This window comes from Mesorhizobium sp. 1B3, from assembly GCF_050958605.1.
Classification (GTDB): domain Bacteria; phylum Pseudomonadota; class Alphaproteobacteria; order Rhizobiales; family Rhizobiaceae.
In genome coordinates, this window is sequence record NZ_JBJHDO010000001.1 from 33,107 (window position 1) to 50,662 (window position 17,556).

Below are 17,556 nucleotides of genomic sequence, written 5' to 3' on the forward strand. Positions count from 1 at the left end.
ATTGGCGGGAACATGCGCGACGGCCAATCTCCCTCCTTGTGGGTTGCGAAATTCACGCACCTCATGTGGCGTCGGCGGTCTCTGGAACACCCCTCATCCGACCTCCGGCGCTTGTGCCGCGGCCTGGCCGCGTCACAAGCTCGTCGGCCACCTTCTCCCACAAGGGGAGAAGGCAAGACGGCCGCAGCGCTCCTGCCAATCGCCAGCGCTGGCGATTGGCAGGAGCGCTTCTGCAAAACTCCCCCTTCTCCCCTTGTGGGAGAAGGTGGTCGCGCGAAGCGCGGTCGGATGAGGGGCGCTCCAGAAAGCTCCGCCGGATGTGTGAATCTCGTACCCTTGAGGGGGAGATGTCCGGCAGGGCAGAGGGGGGCAACGTAGAGCGCAGCGTCGTCAAATTCGGGATGACAATCTCGGCTGATGGCAGGTCCTAAATGCCGCGATACCGCCTCGACATCGAATATGACGGGACGCCTTATGCCGGCTGGCAGAGGCAGGCAGGCCATCATTCCGTGCAGGCTGCGATCGAGCAGGCGATCAAGAGCTTTTGCGGCGAGGAGGTTTCGTTGCGTGGCGCCGGGCGTACCGACGCGGGCGTCCATGCGACCGGCCAGGTGGCGCATGTCGATCTCGCCAGGGACTGGTCGGCCGACAAGGTTCGCGATGCGCTGAACGCCTACCTGACCATGGCCGGGGAGCGGGTCGCCATACTTGTGGCGAGCCGGGCCGTGGAAAGCTTCGACGCTCGCTTTTCCGCGCGCGGCCGCCACTATCTTTATCGGATCGTGAACCGGCGCGCCCCGCTCGCGCTGGAAAAGAACAAGGCCTGGTGGGTTCCGAAGCCGCTGGATGCGGAAGCCATGCACGAGGCCGCGCAGGCGCTCGTCGGCCGACACGACTTCACGACGTTCCGCTCCTCCCATTGCCAGGCGAACAGCCCATTGCGCACGCTTGATCGGCTGGATGTCGGGCGCTCGGGAGAGGTCGTCGAAATACGTGCCTCCGCGCGCTCCTTCCTCCACAACCAGGTACGCTCGATGGTTGGGACGCTGAAACGCGTCGGCGAGGGCGCCTGGACGGCGGCCGATGTCAAGGCCGCCCTCGAGGCGAGGGATCGCGCTGCCTGCGCCGGCCTCGCGCCGCCGCAAGGTCTTTATCTCGTCGCGGTCGATTACGCCGGTACCTGACCGGCTGTCGCGAGACCGAGCGCCGACTGCAAGGCAAGCAGCACGACCACCGAGGCGACGAACATGGCCGCGAAGACGGCGGTCGCGACGGCGGGTCCCCTGTTCAGCGTGGCATTGGTCAGCCGCCAGCTGAACAGCATCGAGAGAAGGAAGAGCGCGAAGCTTATCAATGATGCGACGTCGCCGGCCGTCGGAAAGATGAGCCTGAGCAGCGCGGGCGGCATCATCATCCATGCAATGATCGCGGAGGCCCAGTTGCTGGCCACGACATAGTGGACGAAACGTCCGGCTATGCCCACCGGTTTCGCCACGGCGGCCAGTCCGGCCAGCGGAACCACCCAGGCGCAGAAATCGATTATGGCGAGTCGCGGCATCAGGCCGAGGCGCTCGGCGAACATTTCTGGGCCCGGGCTCATCTCGTTGGCGAAGCTGGTCCAGCTGACGAAGAGAGGGGGCAATGCGACGACCATGGCGAAAAAGGAGTTCCAGAACCCGTCCGCCGACAGGTCGAGCAGTCTCAGGCCGTCGGCCCTGCCTGTCATCAAGCGCCAGGCGCCCAGCAGGCTGTTCTGCATTTCATTCGCCGCGATCATCGCTATTCGAACCAATCAACGAGAAACCGCTGATAGATTTGGGTCAGCAGTTCGAGATCGGCGAGCGCTACCCGCTCATCGACCATATGCATCGTCTTGCCGACGAGGCCGAACTCGACGACCGGACAATAATCCTTGATGAAGCGCGCGTCGGAGGTGCCGCCGGAGGTGGAGAGGGCAGGCTTTCGGCCGACGACCGCCTCCACCGATCCCGACAGCGTGGCGATCAGCTTCTCGTCGCGCGTAAGGAATACATGGCTCGGCCGGTCGCGCCAGACGAGCTCGTAGTCGATCGGCTCTGCCCGGCCTGGCCGGAGCTTGCCGCGGCGCGCGGCCCGGTCAAGCCTGTTGTGGATCTCGGCATGGAGGCTTTCGGCTGTCCAGCTGTCGTTGAAGCGGATGTTGAAGGCGGCGGTCGCCTTGGCCGGAATGACATTGGTCGCGGGATTTCCGACATCGATCGAGGTGACTTCGAGGTTTGTCGGCTGGAAATCCTTGGTGCCTTCATCGAAACCCGGCGTGAGCAGCGCCTCGACCAGGGTGACAATGCCGCGCACGGGATTGTCGGCGAGATGCGGATAAGCGGCATGGCCCTGGCGTCCATGGACCGTGATCTGCCCGGAGATCGATCCGCGCCGGCCGATCTTGATCATGTCGCCGAGGGCTTCCGGATTGGTCGGTTCGCCGACGATCGCCGCATCCCATGTCTCGCCTTTCGCCGCGGCCCAGTCGACAAGCTTCGTCGTGCCGTTGATTGCCGGTCCTTCCTCGTCGCCTGTAATCAGGAGGGAGATCGAGCCCTTCGGCGGGCCATGGCGCTCGACGTGCCGCGCGACGGCCGCGAGGAAACAGGCGATGCCGCCCTTCATGTCGACGGCACCCCGGCCATACATCTCGCCATTGGCGACCGCCGCGGCGAAAGGCGGATGCGTCCAGGCCGCTTCGTCGCCGACCGGCACGACGTCGGTATGGCCGGCGAACATAAGATGCGGCCCGTTGCCGGAAAGGCGCGCATAGAGATTCTGGATGTCAGGCGTGCCGTCTTCGGAAAAGACCGGCCTTTCGACGCCGAAACCCAACGGCTCCAGCATCGCCTCCAATGCCGCGAGCGCGCCGCCATCGGCCGGCGTGACCGACGGGCAGCGGATCAATGTCGCGAGATTGGCGGCGGGATCGATGGGCAGACTCATGGCTGGGATGGATAGTCGAATCGGCCAGGCCTGTCACGCTCGGGACCATGGTCCAGCGTGCATGAAGTCACGCAAACCTGCCTAGGGGGGCGGTATTGACGGCATCGCCGCCGCATGCGGTGATGCCGTAGGGGAAGACGGTCGAAAAACATGTTCCCAAAGGGTACGTCTGTCGCAATCGCGGGCGCTGGCAGCATCGGCTGCTATATCGGCGGCTGCCTAGCACTCGCCGGTCGCAATGTCGCCTTTCTCGCACGGCCGCGAATAGCCGATGCGATCCGCGCCCGGAGCCTGGGAATCGTCGACCTCGATGGCAAGGAGCGTTTGCTTGCTCCGGAGGCAGTCGCGCTGACGGACGAACCAGCCGTAGCCTTCGCCGAAGCGCGGATCGTCCTGGTTACGGTAAAGAGTGGCGCGACGGAGGAGATGGCGCAGCTGATCGCGGCGCATGCTCCGCCGGATGCCATTGTCGTGAGTCTTCAGAACGGGGTGCGCAATGCCGGCACGTTGCGCTCGACGCTGGGGAAGGAGCGGACCGTGCTGGCCGGCATGGTTCCGTTCAACGTGGTCCAATCTCTCGGCGGAGATCGGGCGCCGACATTCCGTCGCACCACGTCAGGCCAATGCCTCGTTCAGGCCGGATTGCCCGGCCTGACCGAATTCCTGGACGTCCAAGGAGCTCCCTTCGAGGAGAGCGGCGACATGGAAGCAGTGCTATGGGGCAAGCTACTGTTCAATCTCAACAATGCGCTCAACGCGCTTTCCGGCCTTCCGCTTGCGGAGCAGCTTGCTGATCGGCGCTGGCGGCTGATCCTCGCCGACCAGATCGCGGAAGCGCTGGCGGTGATGCGCAGGGCGGGAGTGATGCCTGCAAGCGCGGGCGGGCCGAGGCCGGGCGCATTGCCTGCTATCCTGCGCTTGCCGGACATTCTCTTCAAATGGCTGGCCCGACGCATGCTGGCGGTCGATCCAGCCGCTCGCTCTTCGATGTGGGAAGACTTCGACCGGCGCCGGAAAACCGAGATCGATGAGTTCCAGGGCACGATCGTCCGCCTTGCCGAGCAGACAGGTAGCGACGCTCCCCTGTCGCGCCGGATCTTGGAGCTTGTCCGCGAAGCCGAGAAAGAGAGCAGGGGCTCACCCCGTCTTTCGCCGGAAAGCGTCCGGCGGGCCCCGGCGTACCGGTCTCAGCCGGGCGCGTTGGTCCGCGGCCCGTATTTGTTTGGACCTGGATCACCGGGAAAAAAACAGAGCACGACGAAGGCCACGATCGAAACGACCGGGATGAAGAGCGAGGCGGCGAAGATGCCGGGCTGGCCGAAATCGTGAAGGCGTTTGATGCCGAGTGCCACATTTGACCAGATCGACACCAGGAAGGCGGCCCAGAAGGCGAATGCCCACATCTGGCCTTCGCCTTGCGGAAGGGTGGTTCCGTCCGAAACAAGCATCAAGCGGTAGAGGAAGAAGGCCGGAACAATGGCGAGCAGAAGGCCCGCCAGAAAATAGGCCGCGCGGCTGACGCGGCCAGATACGCTGAAGAACAGCCATACGAGTTGGGATGAATCAGGCAAGGAGCTGGTCCGTTCCGCGGTCCTGGGTTGCTAATGCATGTCGCCCAAAAGTGTGCCGGGGTTTTGGGCAAACGACATGCATAAAAACAACGGCCAAAGCATGTTGGGCGAATACCGATTCGCGCGACATGCTTTAGTCCCTGAGGAGTTCGTTGATCGACGTCTTCGACCGGGTCTTCTCGTCGACCCGCTTGACGATGACGGCGCAATAGAGGCTCGGGCCGGGTTCGCCATTTGGCAGCGGCTTGCCGGGCATGGTGCCGGCCACGACCACGGAATAGGGGGGGACTTCTCCATAGGAGATTTCGCCGGTGGAGCGGTCGACGATCTTGGTCGACTTGCCGATGAAGACGCCCATGCCGAGCACCGAACCTTCCCGCACGATGCAGCCTTCGACCACTTCGGAGCGCGCGCCGATGAAGCAATTATCCTCGATGATGGTGGGGCCGGCCTGCATGGGCTCGAGCACGCCGCCGATGCCGACGCCGCCCGAAAGATGGACGTTCTTGCCGATCTGCGCACAGGAGCCGACCGTCGCCCAGGTGTCGACCATCGTGCCGGCGTCGACATAAGCGCCGAGATTGATGAAGGACGGCATCAGGACGGCGCCCGGCGCGACATAGGCCGAGCGGCGGACGACGCAATTCGGCACGGCGCGGAAGCCGGCCTTCTCGAAATCGACCGCGCCCCAGCGGTCGAACTTGGACGGAACCTTGTCCCACCAGACCGACTGGCCGGGACCGCCTGCGATCACTTCCATCGGCGCCAGCCGGAACGAAAGCAGCACCGCCTTCTTCAGCCATTGATTGACATGCCACTGGCCGTCGCCCTGCCGCACGGCGACACGGGCTTCACCCCGGTCGAGCAGATCGAGCGAGGTCTCGACAGCCTCGCGGACTTCGCCGCGCGTCGATGTCGAAACGCTATCGCGCTCCTCGAAAGCCTTGTCGATCGTCTTCTCGAGGCTGGCGAGGTCCGGCTTCGGCATGAGGGGCTCCATTTGACGCGACGTTAAGGGCTGGGGCATAGGTTTCTGAAACAGTTGGCCCCAAATCGGCGCGGACCCTATGTCATGCCTGATTGACGGTCAATCATGACGGCGCCGCCGAACGGCGCCGAGACACAGAAGTGGATCGTTGCTGATATGAATCCGATGGAAAAGACGGGGTGGACCCCGCTCCCGCATTCGGACGAAGACCTCGAACGGGCGCGCAAGACGCCGTCCACCCCGCAGACCCTGTCGCCGACCTACCGGCTTGCCTGGAACGACGAGGATTTCATGACCCGGCGCGAGTTGCGCGCCGTTCGCCTGCAGCTCGAACTGCTGAAACCCGAAATGTTGCTCGCCGAGCGTGGCATACGCTCGACCGTCGTCATGTTCGGCGGGGCTCGCCTGCCGGAACCCGGAGGCAATGCCTGGGCCGCCAAGACCGAGACGCAGAAGCGCAACCTGGAGGAAAACAGCAAATACTACGAGGAGGCCCGCAAGTTCGCGCGGCTCTGCTCGGAGCAATCGGCCACCTCCTATTATCGCGAATATGTCGTGGTGACGGGTGGCGGGCCGGGCGTCATGGAGGCGGGCAACCGCGGAGCGAACGATGTCGGCGCCCCGTCGATCGGCCTCAATATAGTCTTGCCGCACGAGCAGGCGCCGAATGCCTATGTGACACCGGAACTGTGCTTCAACTTCCACTATTTCGCGATCCGCAAGATGCATTTCGTCATGCGCGCCAAGGCGGTCGCGGTATTCCCCGGCGGTTTTGGGACACTGGACGAGTTCTTTGAGACGCTGACACTGATCCAGACGGGGCGAATGGAGCGCGTTCCGGTAATTCTCTTCGGCCGCAAGTTCTGGGAACGCGCCTTCGACCTCGATTTCCTGGCCGAGCAAGGCACCATTTCGCCCGGCGACCAGGACATCATCGATTATGTCGAAACGGCCGAGGAGGCGTGGGACATCATCAGCCGTTTTTACAGGCTATAGCAATTCTTTACGAACCGCTTCGATCGGTCGCTGTGCGCGCATGACGCAGGGCGTCTGTCTGGAAACTGACACAAGAGGGCCATAGCTCTTCCTGCACGACGCTCTCTGATGCAGGAGGACAGATGACCCGCCGACTTTCCCTGCCTTTCGCCGCAGCAGTGCTGCTGACGATCATCGCCATCTATTCCGCGTTTTCGGGAAAGGCGGGGGCGGAGGAAACCGCGTCCGTGACGGTCGGCAATATCGAGATCTCCGGTGCGTGGGCGCGGGCAATGCTGCCGGGCCAGCCGGCCGGCGGAGGCTTCCTGACGATCGTCAACGAGGGCGACGAGGCCGACCGGCTGGTAGGCGCATCCTCGCCTTCGGCCGGCAAGGTCGAAGTCCACGACATGAAGGTCGTGAACGACGTCATGACGATGCGGCCCGTCGAAGGCGGTCTTGAGATTCCTGCCGGTGCCGCTGTCGCGCTAAAGCCTGGCGGCCTCCATCTGATGTTCATGAAGGTTTCGGAGCCGTTCAAGGACGGCGGCGCTGTGCCGCTCAGCCTGGAATTCGAGAAGGCCGGCAAGGTGGATGTGAGCCTGCCGGTGCGCAAGCCCGGTGAAGACGCAGGCCAGGGCATGGACCATTCCGGTCACGGCATGGCGCACTAGTCTTTCGAGGCCCGCTTCGCTAGTGCCTCGAAAGAGACGCACGGCTTATTCATGTCCGCGCCTTGACGATGGTTTGAAGGAAGGCCGAGAGGTCGTCAGTCACGAAGTCCACGTCATCGTCGTAACCGGGATCGCGTTCCCAGATTTCCGAGAAGGTAGGCTCGAAATTGTTCGGCACGATGAGGACCGTGGTCATGCCGAGCGCCTTGGGCACGGACAGGTTGCGGGCGAGGTCCTCGAACATCACGGCGTTGGGACCGACCACCCTGTAAAGATCGACGAAACGGTCATAAGTCGCGCGGGCGGGCTTCGGCGTCAGGCCCGCTGCCACGATGTCGAAGATGTCGTCGAAGTGGCCGAGTATCCCGAGCTGGCGCGCGGTTCGTTCGGCATGGCCACGGTCGCCATTGGTGAAGATGAATTTGCGCCCGGGCAGCGTTCTGATCGCTTCGCCGAGCGCCGGGTTCGGCACCAGCCACGAATAGTCGATGTCGTGGACCTTCTCGAGAAAATCGTCCGGATCGATGCCGTGGCGCGCCATCAGCCCGTTCAGCGTGGTGCCATATTCGAGATAGAGCTCCTTCTGGAGCTTGCGGGCTTCCTCGCGCGACATGTTGAGAAGTTCCGACACATAGGCCGTCATCTTCACGTCGATCTGCGAGAACAGGTTCGAATGATGGGGATAGAGCGTGTTGTCGAGGTCGAACACCCAATCGGTGACATGGGCGAAGCGAGCGGGATCCGGAAGAGCGATCATGATGCTCTTATGACACGAAACGATGGCAAGGGAAGCCTCGCTCGAAGGTGTTGATTGCCGCGCCCCGCGATCGAGCGTTTACAGCCAGGTGGAGCCACTTGGCGTTGCACAATGCGGCTCAGACAAGAGCAGGGCGCGGCGCTTTCACTCCTTGACCGCGTTACGGCTTGAGGAAATAGGCAATCGCGAGGATCGCAGCCGTCAAAACCACGAACACGACCCAGCCCCATCTGGCTGAACTGACGACCGGCTCGGTGTCGGGCTGTTTCCTTGCTTTGTCAATATTGTCCATAGCAGGACTCCTTTTGCTCAGGCGCCGCGTCGCGGGCCCGAAAAACGACGTCATCACCCGGCCGCAAGCCAGGCGCTTCTAGGATTTCGAGAAAGAGGGGATTCAGCCTATGGCCGGCGGCGGTGCCCGGGCGCGGAAGCCGGATGGGACAAAAGGCGATGAAACCGAGACTGACCCGAGAGTTCGGCGCTCACCTCCTTCGGTGAGCGAAACGAGGAGCGGGCGCGTCGGCAGGACCAGGTCCTGGCCACTCCCGGCATCGACCGGGCTGCGTGTCCGACTGGAGGCCAGATAGACGCGACGGCTCTCGGCAGCTGCTTCGGCCTCCCGCGTCGGCTTCTGGTCCTGCCAGCGCAGGGCGACGGCGCCTTGCTTGGAAGGCAAGGACGGAACCGCGGGAACGACAGCCAGTGCTTTGGCCAGGAGAAACAGGAAACAGGCGAGCGCCGACCAGGAGTGCGCGCTTTTGAACGCCTGCTTGTCCGCCGATGGCATCGGGCTACGCCGCCGCCAAAATTGTGACGGCGATACATTCCGGCCCCGACTCTTTCCGGGGCGACGTGTCATGGCGTGTTTCAAGCTCATTGGCGGGGCTTGTACCATGTCCGGTTGCGGGCGCAAACGCGCCTGCCGGATAGCGATACTTCAAGTTTTACCGATCGGAGAAAGACGGCTTTCAAGGCTCTTTGCCATGGTCCCGCATGGCTGGTGAGGGCATCGGCTGAAGCAATATGCCTTTGGGGTAACACATGACCGAAAAGTTCCACATTCGCGGCACTGGCCGCCGCAACCTGCTGCAGGCCTTTCTGGCCTTGCCGTTCCTGCTTACCTTGCGCTCCGGGCCGCCCGTCCAGACGGAGAATGAAGGGCAGTCCGAGGACATCGTTGAGATAAACGGTTGGATCCTGCGCCGGAGTGACCTCTCGTGATCTTCGATAATTTCGCGGCGTTCAAGGCGGCAGCTTTCCAGCCGCGCGTCGGTATCGTTGGAGCCGGCCCGGCCGGGATCACCATCGCTCACAAGCTTGCCCAGGCACGCATTCCGAGCGTCCTCTTCGAGGCCGGGTCCGACGAGTTTTCCGAAGAGTCGCAGGATTTTTATAAGGGCAGGGTGATCGGCGATCCCTATTTCGACCTGGACGTCACGCGCCTGCGATTCCTCGGGGGATCGTCGAATCATTGGGCCGGCTGGTGCCGGGTGCTCGAGGATTACGATTTCACGCCCAAGGACTACGTGCCGCATACAGGCTGGCCGATCCGTCGTGCCGATATCGAGCCATTCCTGCCGGAGACCTATGAGATATTGGACATCGCGCCGTTCCGGCCCGACACACCGGTGAGTGCGGATTTCCGCTGGTTCGAGATGATCAAGAGCGATCACGTGCAGTTCGGCGAGAAGTTCAGGAACGAGCTCTCCACGAATCCTTATGTCGCCGTCGTGCTCAACACCGAAGTCGAGCGGCTGATCGGCAACGGCCGCGTGGCGACATCGGCGCGTTTGTGGTCGAACGGGGCGCCTGCCGGCGAAATCGCGCTCGATTACTTCGTCGTCGCCACCGGCGGGCTCGAGAATTCCCGACTTCTCTTGTGGTCAAACGAACAGTCGAATGGCGGCGTCGTGCCGAACTATGCCGCACTCGGCCGCTACTGGATGGAGCATCCGATGTACTGGGGCGGTGATGCCCTGATCACCGATCCCGGCGCCATCGCATGGGACCGCGACGGCGAGGCATTCCTCTGCCCGTCTCCGGAGGCCATGGCGGCGCGGGGCATCCTGAATTTCCATGTCCAGATCGAGACCATGCCCTATCACGGCATGAAGCGGCACATCGCTGAGCTTGCCTGCTACGCTCCTGATTTTACCGAGTGGGTTTCTTCCCAGCTCGATCTGCGCCTGCAATGCAGCTCCCGCGTCCATGTCGCCTGGGAGCAGGCGCCTGACCCAGAGAACAGGATCGTCTTGTCGAAGACGGACAGGGATGCCGCCGGGGTGCCGCGCCTCGAACTCCATTGGAAGAAGAACGAGCTCGATCGGCGTACCTTGGTGGAAGGTCTGCGGCTGTTCGGGGAGAACATGGCGCGAAGCAATCTCGGTCGCCTGCGGATCAGCGACTGGGTCCTGGACGGCAGCCCCTATCCCGACGGCATGGAGCTTGCCGGCAACCATCATATGGGCGGCACGCGGATGAGCGACGATCCGGCGAACGGGGTCGTCGACCGCGACTGCAAGGTGCATGGCATGGAGAACCTCTATGTCGCCGGTTCCTCGGTCTTTGCCACAGGGGGCCAGTGCACGCCGACGACCACCATCACGGCACTTGCCGTCAGATTGGGCGATCACTTGACACGGGTCGTCGCCTGACCCGCGTCAGAGGCCCGGCTTCACGAGCGGCGCGTGATCGGCACGATAGCGCATGACCGAATGCGCTGTGCGCGCGCCGAACGGTATGACCCAGGGCAAGATGAGGTCGCGCAGAAGCAAGGCGAAACGGCCTTTCGCCTGTTTCTGTGTACCGCGTTGCCGGCTGATCTTGACGACATGCTCGGCCCGCTCGCGCCGAAGCTCCTGATAGGCGGCGAAAGCTGCCGGGCGTGTCGAATGGTGGGTCACACAGGCGGCCAGCACGACGACATCCTCGATCGCCATCGATGCCCCCTGGCCGGCGTGAGGCGAGACGGCGTGCGCGGCTTCCCCGGCGAGCACGATTTGCCCATCGTGCCAACGCGGCAGATGCGCCATGTCATAGATAGGATAAGCACGAGGAACATGGGTGATGTTCGCGGCAATCTCGCCGACAGGCTCGGGATCGCCGGCGTGGAGCCGTCGGGTGAATGCCGCCAGTGCTCTGGGATCTGGGCGGGCCATGGCGTCGTGTTCGGCGAGCGGGAAGGAATCGAACCAGAACACCGGACCTTGTTCCGCTTTGATATAGCCGAAGAAGGCATGCTCGCCAAAGACCATTCGCATGAAGCCATCGGTCGGCGCTACGGCCGGCAGGTCGATGAAGCCGCCCGTGCCGGTCAGGCCGGTATAGGTGGGCGGAGGCGCATCGGGAAAAGCAAGCCGACGTGTCTTGGACCAGACGCCGTCGCAGCCGGCTACCCAGGCCGCACGCACCGCCACTCCATTGGCGAAGCGGAGCACGACGCAGGCTCCCTCCCGCTCCAGATCGGTCAAGGCGTGACCGAAACATATTTCGGCGCCGGCTGCCTTGGCCGCCATGAGGAGCTCCTCGAGAAGGGCGGAGCGGGGAAGCGTTATGCTCGCGGCCGCTGACTCGTGTTGCAGCTTGCGCTCGTCGATCAATGCCAGCCGTTTGCCGGATGCATTGAGCATTTCGATGCCCAAGGTCTGTATGCCTCGCGCCGAGATGCGTTCGGCAAGGCCAAGAGCCTTCAGCGCGTTTATGCCGTTGGGGGCGAGCGTGAGGAACGCTCCTTCGCTGCCGACCTCTTCGGAGCGCGCCTCGAAGATCTTGACCGCATAGCCGGCCTGCCGGAGGCGAATGGCCAGCGTGAGGCCGGCTATACCCGCTCCGATGATGGCGATAGGTATGTTCGCAGTCGAAGCCGTCATGGCAGTATCTCCAAAATCCTGACGCCCAGCAGCGCGGCGATCCCGAGAACCCGCGTCGGCGCGAGGCTGGCGAGTGATTCCCGGTCGTCCCAATCCTCGCTGCCCCAATCTCCCGGGACTTCGAACGGTTCGCTGTCGTATTGCATGGCCATTCCCGATGCTTGCTTCAGTCGCAGCGAAGGTTCATATTCGTGCGACCAACATAAGTTACGATAGATTGATATTTAGATGATCGAAACAAATTCGTCAATCCCCGCGGGCGGCGATCTCGTCATTGCGATTGGCGGGGCCGTAATGCGGTGGCAGGATGCCACGCAGACCTATGACGAAGCGGTCGGAGAAAGGCTGGAACTCAACGCAGCCGAGCGGCGCTGCCTGGCGTTTCTGCATGGAGGACAACAGTCCGCCGGCGCGATCGCTGCCGCCATTGGTCTGACGCCCGCCGCGGTGACGTCGCTGATCGACCGGCTCGAGGGGCGTGGTCTGCTCAAGCGCACGCGCAGCGTCGAAGATCGACGCAAGGTGATGGTGGAGATCACGGATGCCGCGGCCTCGCTGACCGGGCGTTATTATCAGCCTATTGCCGAGGAGGGCGCGCGCTTCCTTGCGACCTTTTCCGAGCCCGAGCTGCAGACAGTGCTGCGCTTCCTGGAGGGCGCGCTCGCACTACAGGAAAAGCATCTCGCAGCGCTGAAGAACGGCAAGGTGTGAGTCGGCGGGGAGCATCACGCAGCCAGGTCCAATCATGTGGCGGCTATTGTGGCTACATCCCTTGTCATGGCGACAAGGCAAGCTTCGCCCTGCCATCCACGCATCCTGGCCGAACATGCAGCGCTGACTTTCCTCGACGGGCGTTTGCGTTCAAAAAAGCATCTCGCCGCGACGATGGACGGCGAAGATGCGAGCCGCGATCAGACTGTGGACGGGTCGAGCGCCGGCTCGTCCTTCCATCGCCTGACGATGCCCGCGAGATCGGCAGTCTGGAACCCGTCGCGCAGGGCGTCGAAAGATGGAAGCACGAAATAGGCGCGCTGGAACTTGTCGATCTCATAGCCCGTCCGCATCACCGTCTCGATGTCGAACGGCACGCGGTGGGCGTCGGGACTCTCGACAGCAAACTGCAATTCGCTGAAGGACGACATCAGCCCGGCGCCGAAGGCCTTCAGCGGCTGTCCAGGCTCCTGCATCAGAGCGAATTCGGCCGTGTACCAGTAGAGCCGGCCCATCATCTCCTCGCCGCCGAGATCGACGATGCCGGCGGCCTTGTCGCCATACATCTGCATGAAATCGGCGAAGGCTGGCTGGGTGAGCGCGGGGACGTGGCCGAAGAAATCATGGAACATGTCGGGCTCGACGATGTAGTCGAGCTCCTCACGCTTGCGCAGCCAGTTGGTGACGGGGAAGCGCCGGTTGGCGAGATGATCGAAGAACGGAGCATTGGGGATGAGCCCGGGCACCGCGACGATCTCCCAGCCTGTCAGTTTCCGCAGTTTGGCGCTGACCTCGTCGAAATCAGGTATGCGTTCGAGCAGCCCTAGCGTCTCGACCCCGTCGAGATAGGAGCGATGGGCGAGGCGTCGCGTCAGCCGTGTTTGACGGTCGCAGAGCAGGCGCCAGACCTCCTGCTGGGCTTCGTCGTAGTCATATTCCTGCCGCACCGTGAAGTCCGGCCGACAAGCCAGATAATCGCCGCGCAGGCCCTGGGCGGCGCATTGGCGGGCGTATTCCTGAACGCTGATCTCCATGACGAACCTCCATTCGCAGGGAAAACCGATCTGACGAAAGTCTAGGCCGGTTGGCTTAGTGAATTCCGCCTTTATCCTCGTGGAATGACCGTAAATGGAGTAGATTTCACTCAAAGTCCTTGCGAGGGGAGAGAATATGTCTCGGCTGGATGAATTCGAGATCAGGATGCTGGAGATCCTGCAGGGCGAAGGGCGCAAACCTGTCTCGGAACTGGCCGAAGAGATCGGCCTGTCGGCGACGCCTTGCGCCCGCCGCTTCGAGGCGTTGCGGGAAAAGGGCATCATCAAGGGGTTCCAGGCGCAGATCAGCCGGCGGGCCGTCGGCCTCATGGTGGAGGTCTTCATCCAAGTGCGGCTGGTCAGCCACAGCGATGGGTCACCCGAACGGTTCATTGCGGCCGTGGAACGCATGGACGAAGTGTCGTCCTGCTGGACGATGACCGGCGACTACGACTTTCTGCTGCACGTCATGGTGCGCTCGGTCGATGATCTCAACGATTTCGTCATGCACCGACTCATGCGCTTTCCCGGCGTTCGCGACGTGCACACCCAGCTTGTGCTCCAGAACATCAAGGGACCGGGCCGCACCCCGCTGGCGCATTTGCGTCGGTAGGCGAGCAAGTCGACCAGCTCTGACGTTGCCGGCTCACTGAATGGCGCCTGCGGCTCCGGCAACGTCGTCCCGCGTAGGGGGCGGCGGTAAAGATATAAAATAGATCGACTCGCCAAAGTATAAGTTTGTGCTATTTTCCTGTATCCGTGCGCGATAAGTTTTTTCAAAGTGAAATTATCTAAAGGACAATATCGCGTAATTGTAATTTATCCTAAATTTATTAACTGGTGGTCTCTTTTTTTGTGCCTGGCCTATGGCCACGAGACTTTTGGCTAGCGACCCGGCGTTGTTGTCGAGACATGCAGCCAGATTGTCCATCGAGAGACCGCTCAACGGGAAATTGCTGAAATAAACGGAGGAGAAAGAAATGAAGACGTTCGCCAGAAACTGTGTTGGCGCGGCCCTCGCCTGCGGCGCCAGTCTTCTTTCCAGCACCTCGGCAATCCACGCTCAAGACCAGGCCAAGCCAAACATCCTGGTCATCATGGGCGATGATGTCGGCTGGTTCAACATAGGCGCCTATCATCGCGGCATGATGTCCGGGAAGACGCCCAATCTCGACAAGCTTGCTTCCGAAGGCATGATGTTCACGGACTATTACGCGGAGGCAAGCTGCACCGCTGGCCGAGCGAGCTTCATCACCGGCGAGATACCTTTACGGACGGGATTGACGACAGTGGGACAGGCCGGGGCGGACGTTGGGATGCCCGAAAAGGCGGCCACCATAGCCGCTGCCCTCAAGGATCAAGGCTATTCGACCGGGCAATTCGGCAAGAACCATCTCGGCGACTTGAACAAATATCTGCCCACATTGCACGGGTTCGACGAGTTCTTCGGTTATCTCTATCACCTCGACGCGATGTCGGATCCATACTGGTATTCGTTCCCCGACGATCAATCTTATCGAGACAAGGTCGGCCCTCGAAATCTGCTGCATAGTTACGCCACTGCTACGGACGACGCGACCGTGCAACCGCGCTGGGGCAAGATCGGCAAGCAGCGGATCGTGGATGAAGGCCCGCTGGCTCCCTATCCGGATATGTCGAACGTCCCGAACATGCACGACATCACCCCCAAGGCCAAGTATGACATGACCACTTTTGACGAAGTGCTGGTCAAGTCCTCATGCGACTTCATGGACAAGGCCAAGACGGACGGAAAGCCGTTCTTTGTTTGGCACAACACAACACGCATGCACGTCTGGACGTTCCTCGGGCCCAAATACCAGGCCATGATGAACAGCTCCACCAATTACGGTCTCGAGGAAGCCGGCATGGCGCAGCTGGATGATAGCGTGGGGGCGCTTCTGAAATGCGTGGAAGACTCAGGGGATGCGAACAACACGATCGTAGTTTTCACGACTGACAACGGCGCGGAAGTATTCACTTGGCCCGATGGCGGCATGACTCCGTTCAAGGGCACCAAGGGTACCGTCTTTGAAGGCGGCTTTCGTGCACCTGCAATCATTCGCTGGCCCGGCAAGGTCAAGGCGGGCACCGTCGAGAACGGTGTCTTCTCCGCCCTCGATTGGTTTCCCACCCTCCTGGCGGCTGCCGGCAACCCCGACATCACCGATCAGCTCCTGAAGGGAGTGGAGCTGGGCGATGTAACCTACAAGAACCATCTCGACGGCTATAACCAGATGGACTTGCTGCAAGGGAAGGGGCCATCTGCACGTCAGGAGTTCTTCTATTTCGGTGGACCCCAGCTGGGTGCCGTGCGCATTGGCGACTTCAAGTTCCAGTTCTATCAACAGCCGCAGGGTTGGCCCGGCGCAAAAGTGACGACGGACATGCCCACCATGATCAATATTCGCCAGGATCCGTTCGAGCGGACGCCCTCAATTGGTGGCCAAAACCTCAATGATCTGGGCGGCGGTTACATGAACGACTTCTATGCCCGCGAGTTCTGGCGGTTTGTCAGCGTTCAGCAAGAGGTCGCAAAACTGGCGGCCACGGCGATGGACTATCCACCGATGCAGGATCCCGCATCGTTCAATCTGGACGCAGTCAAGAAACAAATCGATCAAGCCATCAGAAACAAACCGGGTAACTGACGACCTAACTCATTGCGGGCAGCGCTTTTCACTCGCGCTGCCCGTTCTCGGAGGGGCAGCCGAATAAAGGCGGCACTTCGGTAAATGTGAAGTCCCTTCTGAACGGCAGCAAGAACAGTGGCACCAAGGGAGCGCTGTGGAGCACGCGTGCCCCGGACGGCAAATCCTGTTCCGGGGCGAGGCCAAGTTGCTGCTATTGCTGCGCCCTGGCCTCGGCGATGGGGGCGATGGGCGCGCCGGGGAAGATCTTCTGCAGATTGCCGCTGATCACCTGGTCGCTCTCGGACACGCCGGAGGAGAGCGCCACGAAGTTCCCGACAGAGGGGCCGAGGGAGACGAGGCGCTGCTCCACGATGTCGCCCTTGCCGACCACATAGACATATTTGCCGAGTTGGCTCGATCCGATCGCCGCGACGGGCGCGAGCAGCGCGTTCGGCTGTTCGCGGATCAGCAGACGGACACGCACATACTGGCCCGGCAGCAGTGATCGGTCGGCATTCTCGATCGTCGCCCGCGCCACGATGGTGCCGGTGTTGCCTTGCACAGAATTGTCCACGAAGGTCACCTCGCCGCGGTGACTGGGCTCTGTCTGCCCAGGCAGGAACACCTCGGCCTCGAGCTTTCCGGCGGCGCGTGCTTTCACGATATCGACCATTTCGGTCTCGCTCGGATTGAAGGTCACATAGATCGGGGAGAGTTGCACGAGGTCGTTGAGAGCAGTGCCGGCCGCGCCGACCAGCGTGCCCTTGGGGGCGAGATTGCGCCCGAGCCGGCCGTCGAAGGGGGCGCGGATCTCCGTATAGGCGAGATTGATCTCCGCGGCGCGGACAGCGGCCCGGGACATGGCGAGGGCGGCTTCGGCCTGACGAACCGTGGAGTTGCGCAGGTCGAAGCTATCCTTGGCCAGATAACCGCTGGTGGCGAGTTCGTTGCCACGGTCGCGGTTGCTGCGCAGATATTCTAGCGAAGCGCTGTCACGCTCGAACTGCGCCTTTGCCTGGTCGAGCGCGACCTCGTAGTCGCGCGGGTCGATGCGGTAGAGGAGATCGCCCGCTTTGACGTCGACCCCATCGGGCGCCCCCTGTTCCTGCAAATAGCCGGAAACCTTGGCCTGAAGCGTGACGTTGCGGATCGCCTCCGTGCGCGCCGAATATTCCAGGTAGATCGGGATGGTCTGCTTGACGACCCTGGTCACCGGCACGGGCATTGCCTGCGCGGCGGGCGGGGTAGCGGCTCCCGCCTTGCTCGGCCCGTCACGAAGCCCAAAATAGGTGCCGGCTCCAAGCACGGCCAAGATGGCGGCGGCGCCGAAAAAGCTCTTCCAGATACGCATATGTCAAT

19 protein-coding genes and 1 pseudogene are annotated in these 17,556 nt (G+C 62.3%); 9 read left to right on the forward strand and 11 right to left on the reverse strand.

All coding sequences use genetic code 11. The annotated features are described in order from the left end of the window. Positions 1 to 431: 431 nt before the first annotated feature. The gene (gene truA, locus ACCO56_RS00150) at positions 432 to 1,184 is read left to right on the forward strand and encodes a tRNA pseudouridine(38-40) synthase TruA (RefSeq protein ID WP_433636474.1); all 753 of its coding nucleotides are present in this window, start codon (positions 432 to 434) and stop codon (positions 1,182 to 1,184) included. On the opposite strand, the gene ACCO56_RS00155 is transcribed toward truA, so the two are convergent. Together ACCO56_RS00155 and dapE are read right to left on the reverse strand one after the other, a co-directional pair. Beyond that, positions 1,169 to 1,777: a transporter gene (locus ACCO56_RS00155; protein ID WP_433636476.1), complete on the reverse strand. Its 609-nt coding sequence runs from the start codon at positions 1,775 to 1,777 to the stop codon at positions 1,169 to 1,171. The two genes, truA and ACCO56_RS00155, sit on opposite strands and share 16 nt — an antisense overlap. 2 nt (positions 1,778 to 1,779) lie before the next feature. Next, entirely contained in the window at positions 1,780 to 2,967 is a 1,188-nt protein-coding gene (dapE, locus tag ACCO56_RS00160; RefSeq protein WP_433636479.1) for a succinyl-diaminopimelate desuccinylase, read from the reverse strand. A 150-nt stretch (positions 2,968 to 3,117) separates the two neighbouring features. Here dapE and ACCO56_RS00165 point away from each other — a divergent pair. After that, positions 3,118 to 4,095: pseudogene (locus ACCO56_RS00165) on the forward strand (2-dehydropantoate 2-reductase); the annotation flags it as partial. Positions 4,096 to 4,154: 59 nt separating this feature from the next. On the opposite strand, the gene ACCO56_RS00170 reads toward ACCO56_RS00165, so the two are convergent. Together ACCO56_RS00170 and dapD are read right to left on the reverse strand one after the other, a co-directional pair. Next, on the reverse strand, positions 4,155 to 4,538 hold the full coding sequence (locus ACCO56_RS00170; protein ID WP_433636481.1) for a DUF805 domain-containing protein: 384 nt from the start codon (positions 4,536 to 4,538) through the stop codon (positions 4,155 to 4,157). A gap of 133 nt (positions 4,539 to 4,671) precedes the next feature. After that, positions 4,672 to 5,526 carry a 2,3,4,5-tetrahydropyridine-2,6-dicarboxylate N-succinyltransferase gene (gene dapD, locus ACCO56_RS00175; RefSeq protein WP_433636483.1) on the reverse strand — a complete coding sequence of 285 codons (855 nt, stop codon included), beginning with the start codon at positions 5,524 to 5,526 and terminating at the stop codon, positions 4,672 to 4,674. 156 nt (positions 5,527 to 5,682) lie between these two features. On the opposite strand from dapD, the gene ACCO56_RS00180 reads away from it, so the two are divergent. Together ACCO56_RS00180 and ACCO56_RS00185 are read left to right on the forward strand one after the other, a co-directional pair. After that, the gene (locus tag ACCO56_RS00180; protein WP_433638265.1) at positions 5,683 to 6,522 is read left to right on the forward strand and encodes an LOG family protein; all 840 of its coding nucleotides are present in this window, start codon (positions 5,683 to 5,685) and stop codon (positions 6,520 to 6,522) included. Positions 6,523 to 6,644: 122 nt separating this feature from the next. Then, the gene (locus tag ACCO56_RS00185; protein WP_433636485.1) at positions 6,645 to 7,175 is read left to right on the forward strand and encodes a copper chaperone PCu(A)C; all 531 of its coding nucleotides are present in this window, start codon (positions 6,645 to 6,647) and stop codon (positions 7,173 to 7,175) included. A gap of 49 nt (positions 7,176 to 7,224) precedes the next feature. Here the strand turns inward: ACCO56_RS00185 and ACCO56_RS00190 are convergent, their stop codons facing one another. The 3 genes from ACCO56_RS00190 to ACCO56_RS00200 all read right to left on the reverse strand — a co-directional run bounded on the left by ACCO56_RS00190 (position 7,225) and on the right by ACCO56_RS00200 (position 8,719). Then, positions 7,225 to 7,932, reverse strand: coding sequence for a pyrimidine 5'-nucleotidase (locus ACCO56_RS00190; protein ID WP_433636487.1), 708 nt, complete (start codon positions 7,930 to 7,932; stop codon positions 7,225 to 7,227). 160 nt (positions 7,933 to 8,092) lie between these two features. After that, entirely contained in the window at positions 8,093 to 8,224 is a 132-nt protein-coding gene (locus ACCO56_RS00195; protein WP_433636489.1) for a hypothetical protein, read from the reverse strand. A gap of 102 nt (positions 8,225 to 8,326) precedes the next feature. After that, the gene (locus tag ACCO56_RS00200) at positions 8,327 to 8,719 is read right to left on the reverse strand and encodes a hypothetical protein (protein WP_433636491.1); all 393 of its coding nucleotides are present in this window, start codon (positions 8,717 to 8,719) and stop codon (positions 8,327 to 8,329) included. Between the two features lie 254 nt (positions 8,720 to 8,973). On the opposite strand from ACCO56_RS00200, the gene ACCO56_RS00205 reads away from it, so the two are divergent. Together ACCO56_RS00205 and ACCO56_RS00210 are read left to right on the forward strand one after the other, a co-directional pair. Continuing rightward, entirely contained in the window at positions 8,974 to 9,153 is a 180-nt protein-coding gene (locus ACCO56_RS00205) for a hypothetical protein (protein WP_433636493.1), read from the forward strand. Beyond that, positions 9,150 to 10,586: a GMC oxidoreductase gene (locus ACCO56_RS00210; protein WP_433636495.1), complete on the forward strand. Its 1,437-nt coding sequence runs from the start codon at positions 9,150 to 9,152 to the stop codon at positions 10,584 to 10,586. Before ACCO56_RS00205 ends, ACCO56_RS00210 begins: the two co-directional genes overlap by 4 nt. A 6-nt stretch (positions 10,587 to 10,592) precedes the next feature. On the opposite strand, the gene ACCO56_RS00215 is transcribed toward ACCO56_RS00210, so the two are convergent. Together ACCO56_RS00215 and ACCO56_RS00220 are read right to left on the reverse strand one after the other, a co-directional pair. Beyond that, entirely contained in the window at positions 10,593 to 11,801 is a 1,209-nt protein-coding gene (locus tag ACCO56_RS00215; protein ID WP_433636497.1) for an FAD-dependent oxidoreductase, read from the reverse strand. Next, a complete protein-coding gene (locus tag ACCO56_RS00220; protein ID WP_433636499.1) occupies positions 11,798 to 11,947 on the reverse strand; it encodes a hypothetical protein in 150 nt (49 codons plus the stop codon). The genes ACCO56_RS00215 and ACCO56_RS00220 overlap by 4 nt, the downstream gene beginning before the upstream one ends. An 82-nt stretch (positions 11,948 to 12,029) precedes the next feature. On the opposite strand from ACCO56_RS00220, the gene ACCO56_RS00225 reads away from it, so the two are divergent. Continuing rightward, a complete protein-coding gene (locus ACCO56_RS00225; protein WP_433636501.1) occupies positions 12,030 to 12,512 on the forward strand; it encodes a MarR family winged helix-turn-helix transcriptional regulator in 483 nt (160 codons plus the stop codon). Between the two features lie 200 nt (positions 12,513 to 12,712). On the opposite strand, the gene phhA is transcribed toward ACCO56_RS00225, so the two are convergent. Further along, positions 12,713 to 13,546, reverse strand: a complete 834-nt coding sequence (gene phhA / locus ACCO56_RS00230) for a phenylalanine 4-monooxygenase (protein ID WP_433636503.1) — start codon at positions 13,544 to 13,546, stop codon at positions 12,713 to 12,715. 136 nt (positions 13,547 to 13,682) lie between these two features. Between phhA and ACCO56_RS00235 the strand changes: the two genes are divergently transcribed. Both ACCO56_RS00235 and ACCO56_RS00240 read left to right on the forward strand, forming a co-directional pair. After that, the gene (locus ACCO56_RS00235; protein ID WP_433636505.1) at positions 13,683 to 14,159 is read left to right on the forward strand and encodes an Lrp/AsnC family transcriptional regulator; all 477 of its coding nucleotides are present in this window, start codon (positions 13,683 to 13,685) and stop codon (positions 14,157 to 14,159) included. Between the two features lie 367 nt (positions 14,160 to 14,526). Continuing rightward, complete coding sequence (locus tag ACCO56_RS00240; protein WP_433636507.1) at positions 14,527 to 16,215, forward strand: arylsulfatase; 1,689 nt, start codon at positions 14,527 to 14,529, stop codon at positions 16,213 to 16,215. Positions 16,216 to 16,408: 193 nt separating this feature from the next. Here the strand turns inward: ACCO56_RS00240 and ACCO56_RS00245 are convergent, their stop codons facing one another. After that, positions 16,409 to 17,548 (reverse strand): efflux RND transporter periplasmic adaptor subunit, encoded by a 1,140-nt coding sequence (locus tag ACCO56_RS00245; RefSeq protein WP_433636509.1) that lies wholly within the window; start codon positions 17,546 to 17,548, stop codon positions 16,409 to 16,411. Positions 17,549 to 17,556: the final 8 nt, after the last annotated feature.

What these genes read in the sequence shown, in the direction of transcription:
- dapE (WP_433636479.1), bottom strand. Translation starts at nt 2,967, where the DNA reads ATGAGTCTGCCCATCGATCCCGCCGCCAATCTCGCGACATTGATCCGC.
- ACCO56_RS00190 (WP_433636487.1), bottom strand. Translation starts at nt 7,932, where the DNA reads ATGATCGCTCTTCCGGATCCCGCTCGCTTCGCCCATGTCACCGATTGG.
- ACCO56_RS00200 (WP_433636491.1), bottom strand. Translation starts at nt 8,719, where the DNA reads ATGCCATCGGCGGACAAGCAGGCGTTCAAAAGCGCGCACTCCTGGTCG.
- phhA (WP_433636503.1), bottom strand. Translation starts at nt 13,546, where the DNA reads ATGGAGATCAGCGTTCAGGAATACGCCCGCCAATGCGCCGCCCAGGGC.
- truA (WP_433636474.1), top strand. Translation starts at nt 432, where the DNA reads ATGCCGCGATACCGCCTCGACATCGAATATGACGGGACGCCTTATGCC.
- dapD (WP_433636483.1), bottom strand. Translation starts at nt 5,526, where the DNA reads ATGCCGAAGCCGGACCTCGCCAGCCTCGAGAAGACGATCGACAAGGCT.
- ACCO56_RS00180 (WP_433638265.1), top strand. Translation starts at nt 5,683, where the DNA reads ATGAATCCGATGGAAAAGACGGGGTGGACCCCGCTCCCGCATTCGGAC.
- ACCO56_RS00155 (WP_433636476.1), bottom strand. Translation starts at nt 1,777, where the DNA reads ATGATCGCGGCGAATGAAATGCAGAACAGCCTGCTGGGCGCCTGGCGC.
- ACCO56_RS00245 (WP_433636509.1), bottom strand. Translation starts at nt 17,548, where the DNA reads ATGCGTATCTGGAAGAGCTTTTTCGGCGCCGCCGCCATCTTGGCCGTG.
- ACCO56_RS00240 (WP_433636507.1), top strand. Translation starts at nt 14,527, where the DNA reads ATGAAGACGTTCGCCAGAAACTGTGTTGGCGCGGCCCTCGCCTGCGGC.
- ACCO56_RS00185 (WP_433636485.1), top strand. Translation starts at nt 6,645, where the DNA reads ATGACCCGCCGACTTTCCCTGCCTTTCGCCGCAGCAGTGCTGCTGACG.
- ACCO56_RS00235 (WP_433636505.1), top strand. Translation starts at nt 13,683, where the DNA reads ATGTCTCGGCTGGATGAATTCGAGATCAGGATGCTGGAGATCCTGCAG.
- ACCO56_RS00195 (WP_433636489.1), bottom strand. Translation starts at nt 8,224, where the DNA reads ATGGACAATATTGACAAAGCAAGGAAACAGCCCGACACCGAGCCGGTC.
- ACCO56_RS00205 (WP_433636493.1), top strand. Translation starts at nt 8,974, where the DNA reads ATGACCGAAAAGTTCCACATTCGCGGCACTGGCCGCCGCAACCTGCTG.
- ACCO56_RS00220 (WP_433636499.1), bottom strand. Translation starts at nt 11,947, where the DNA reads ATGCAATACGACAGCGAACCGTTCGAAGTCCCGGGAGATTGGGGCAGC.
- ACCO56_RS00215 (WP_433636497.1), bottom strand. Translation starts at nt 11,801, where the DNA reads ATGACGGCTTCGACTGCGAACATACCTATCGCCATCATCGGAGCGGGT.
- ACCO56_RS00225 (WP_433636501.1), top strand. Translation starts at nt 12,030, where the DNA reads ATGATCGAAACAAATTCGTCAATCCCCGCGGGCGGCGATCTCGTCATT.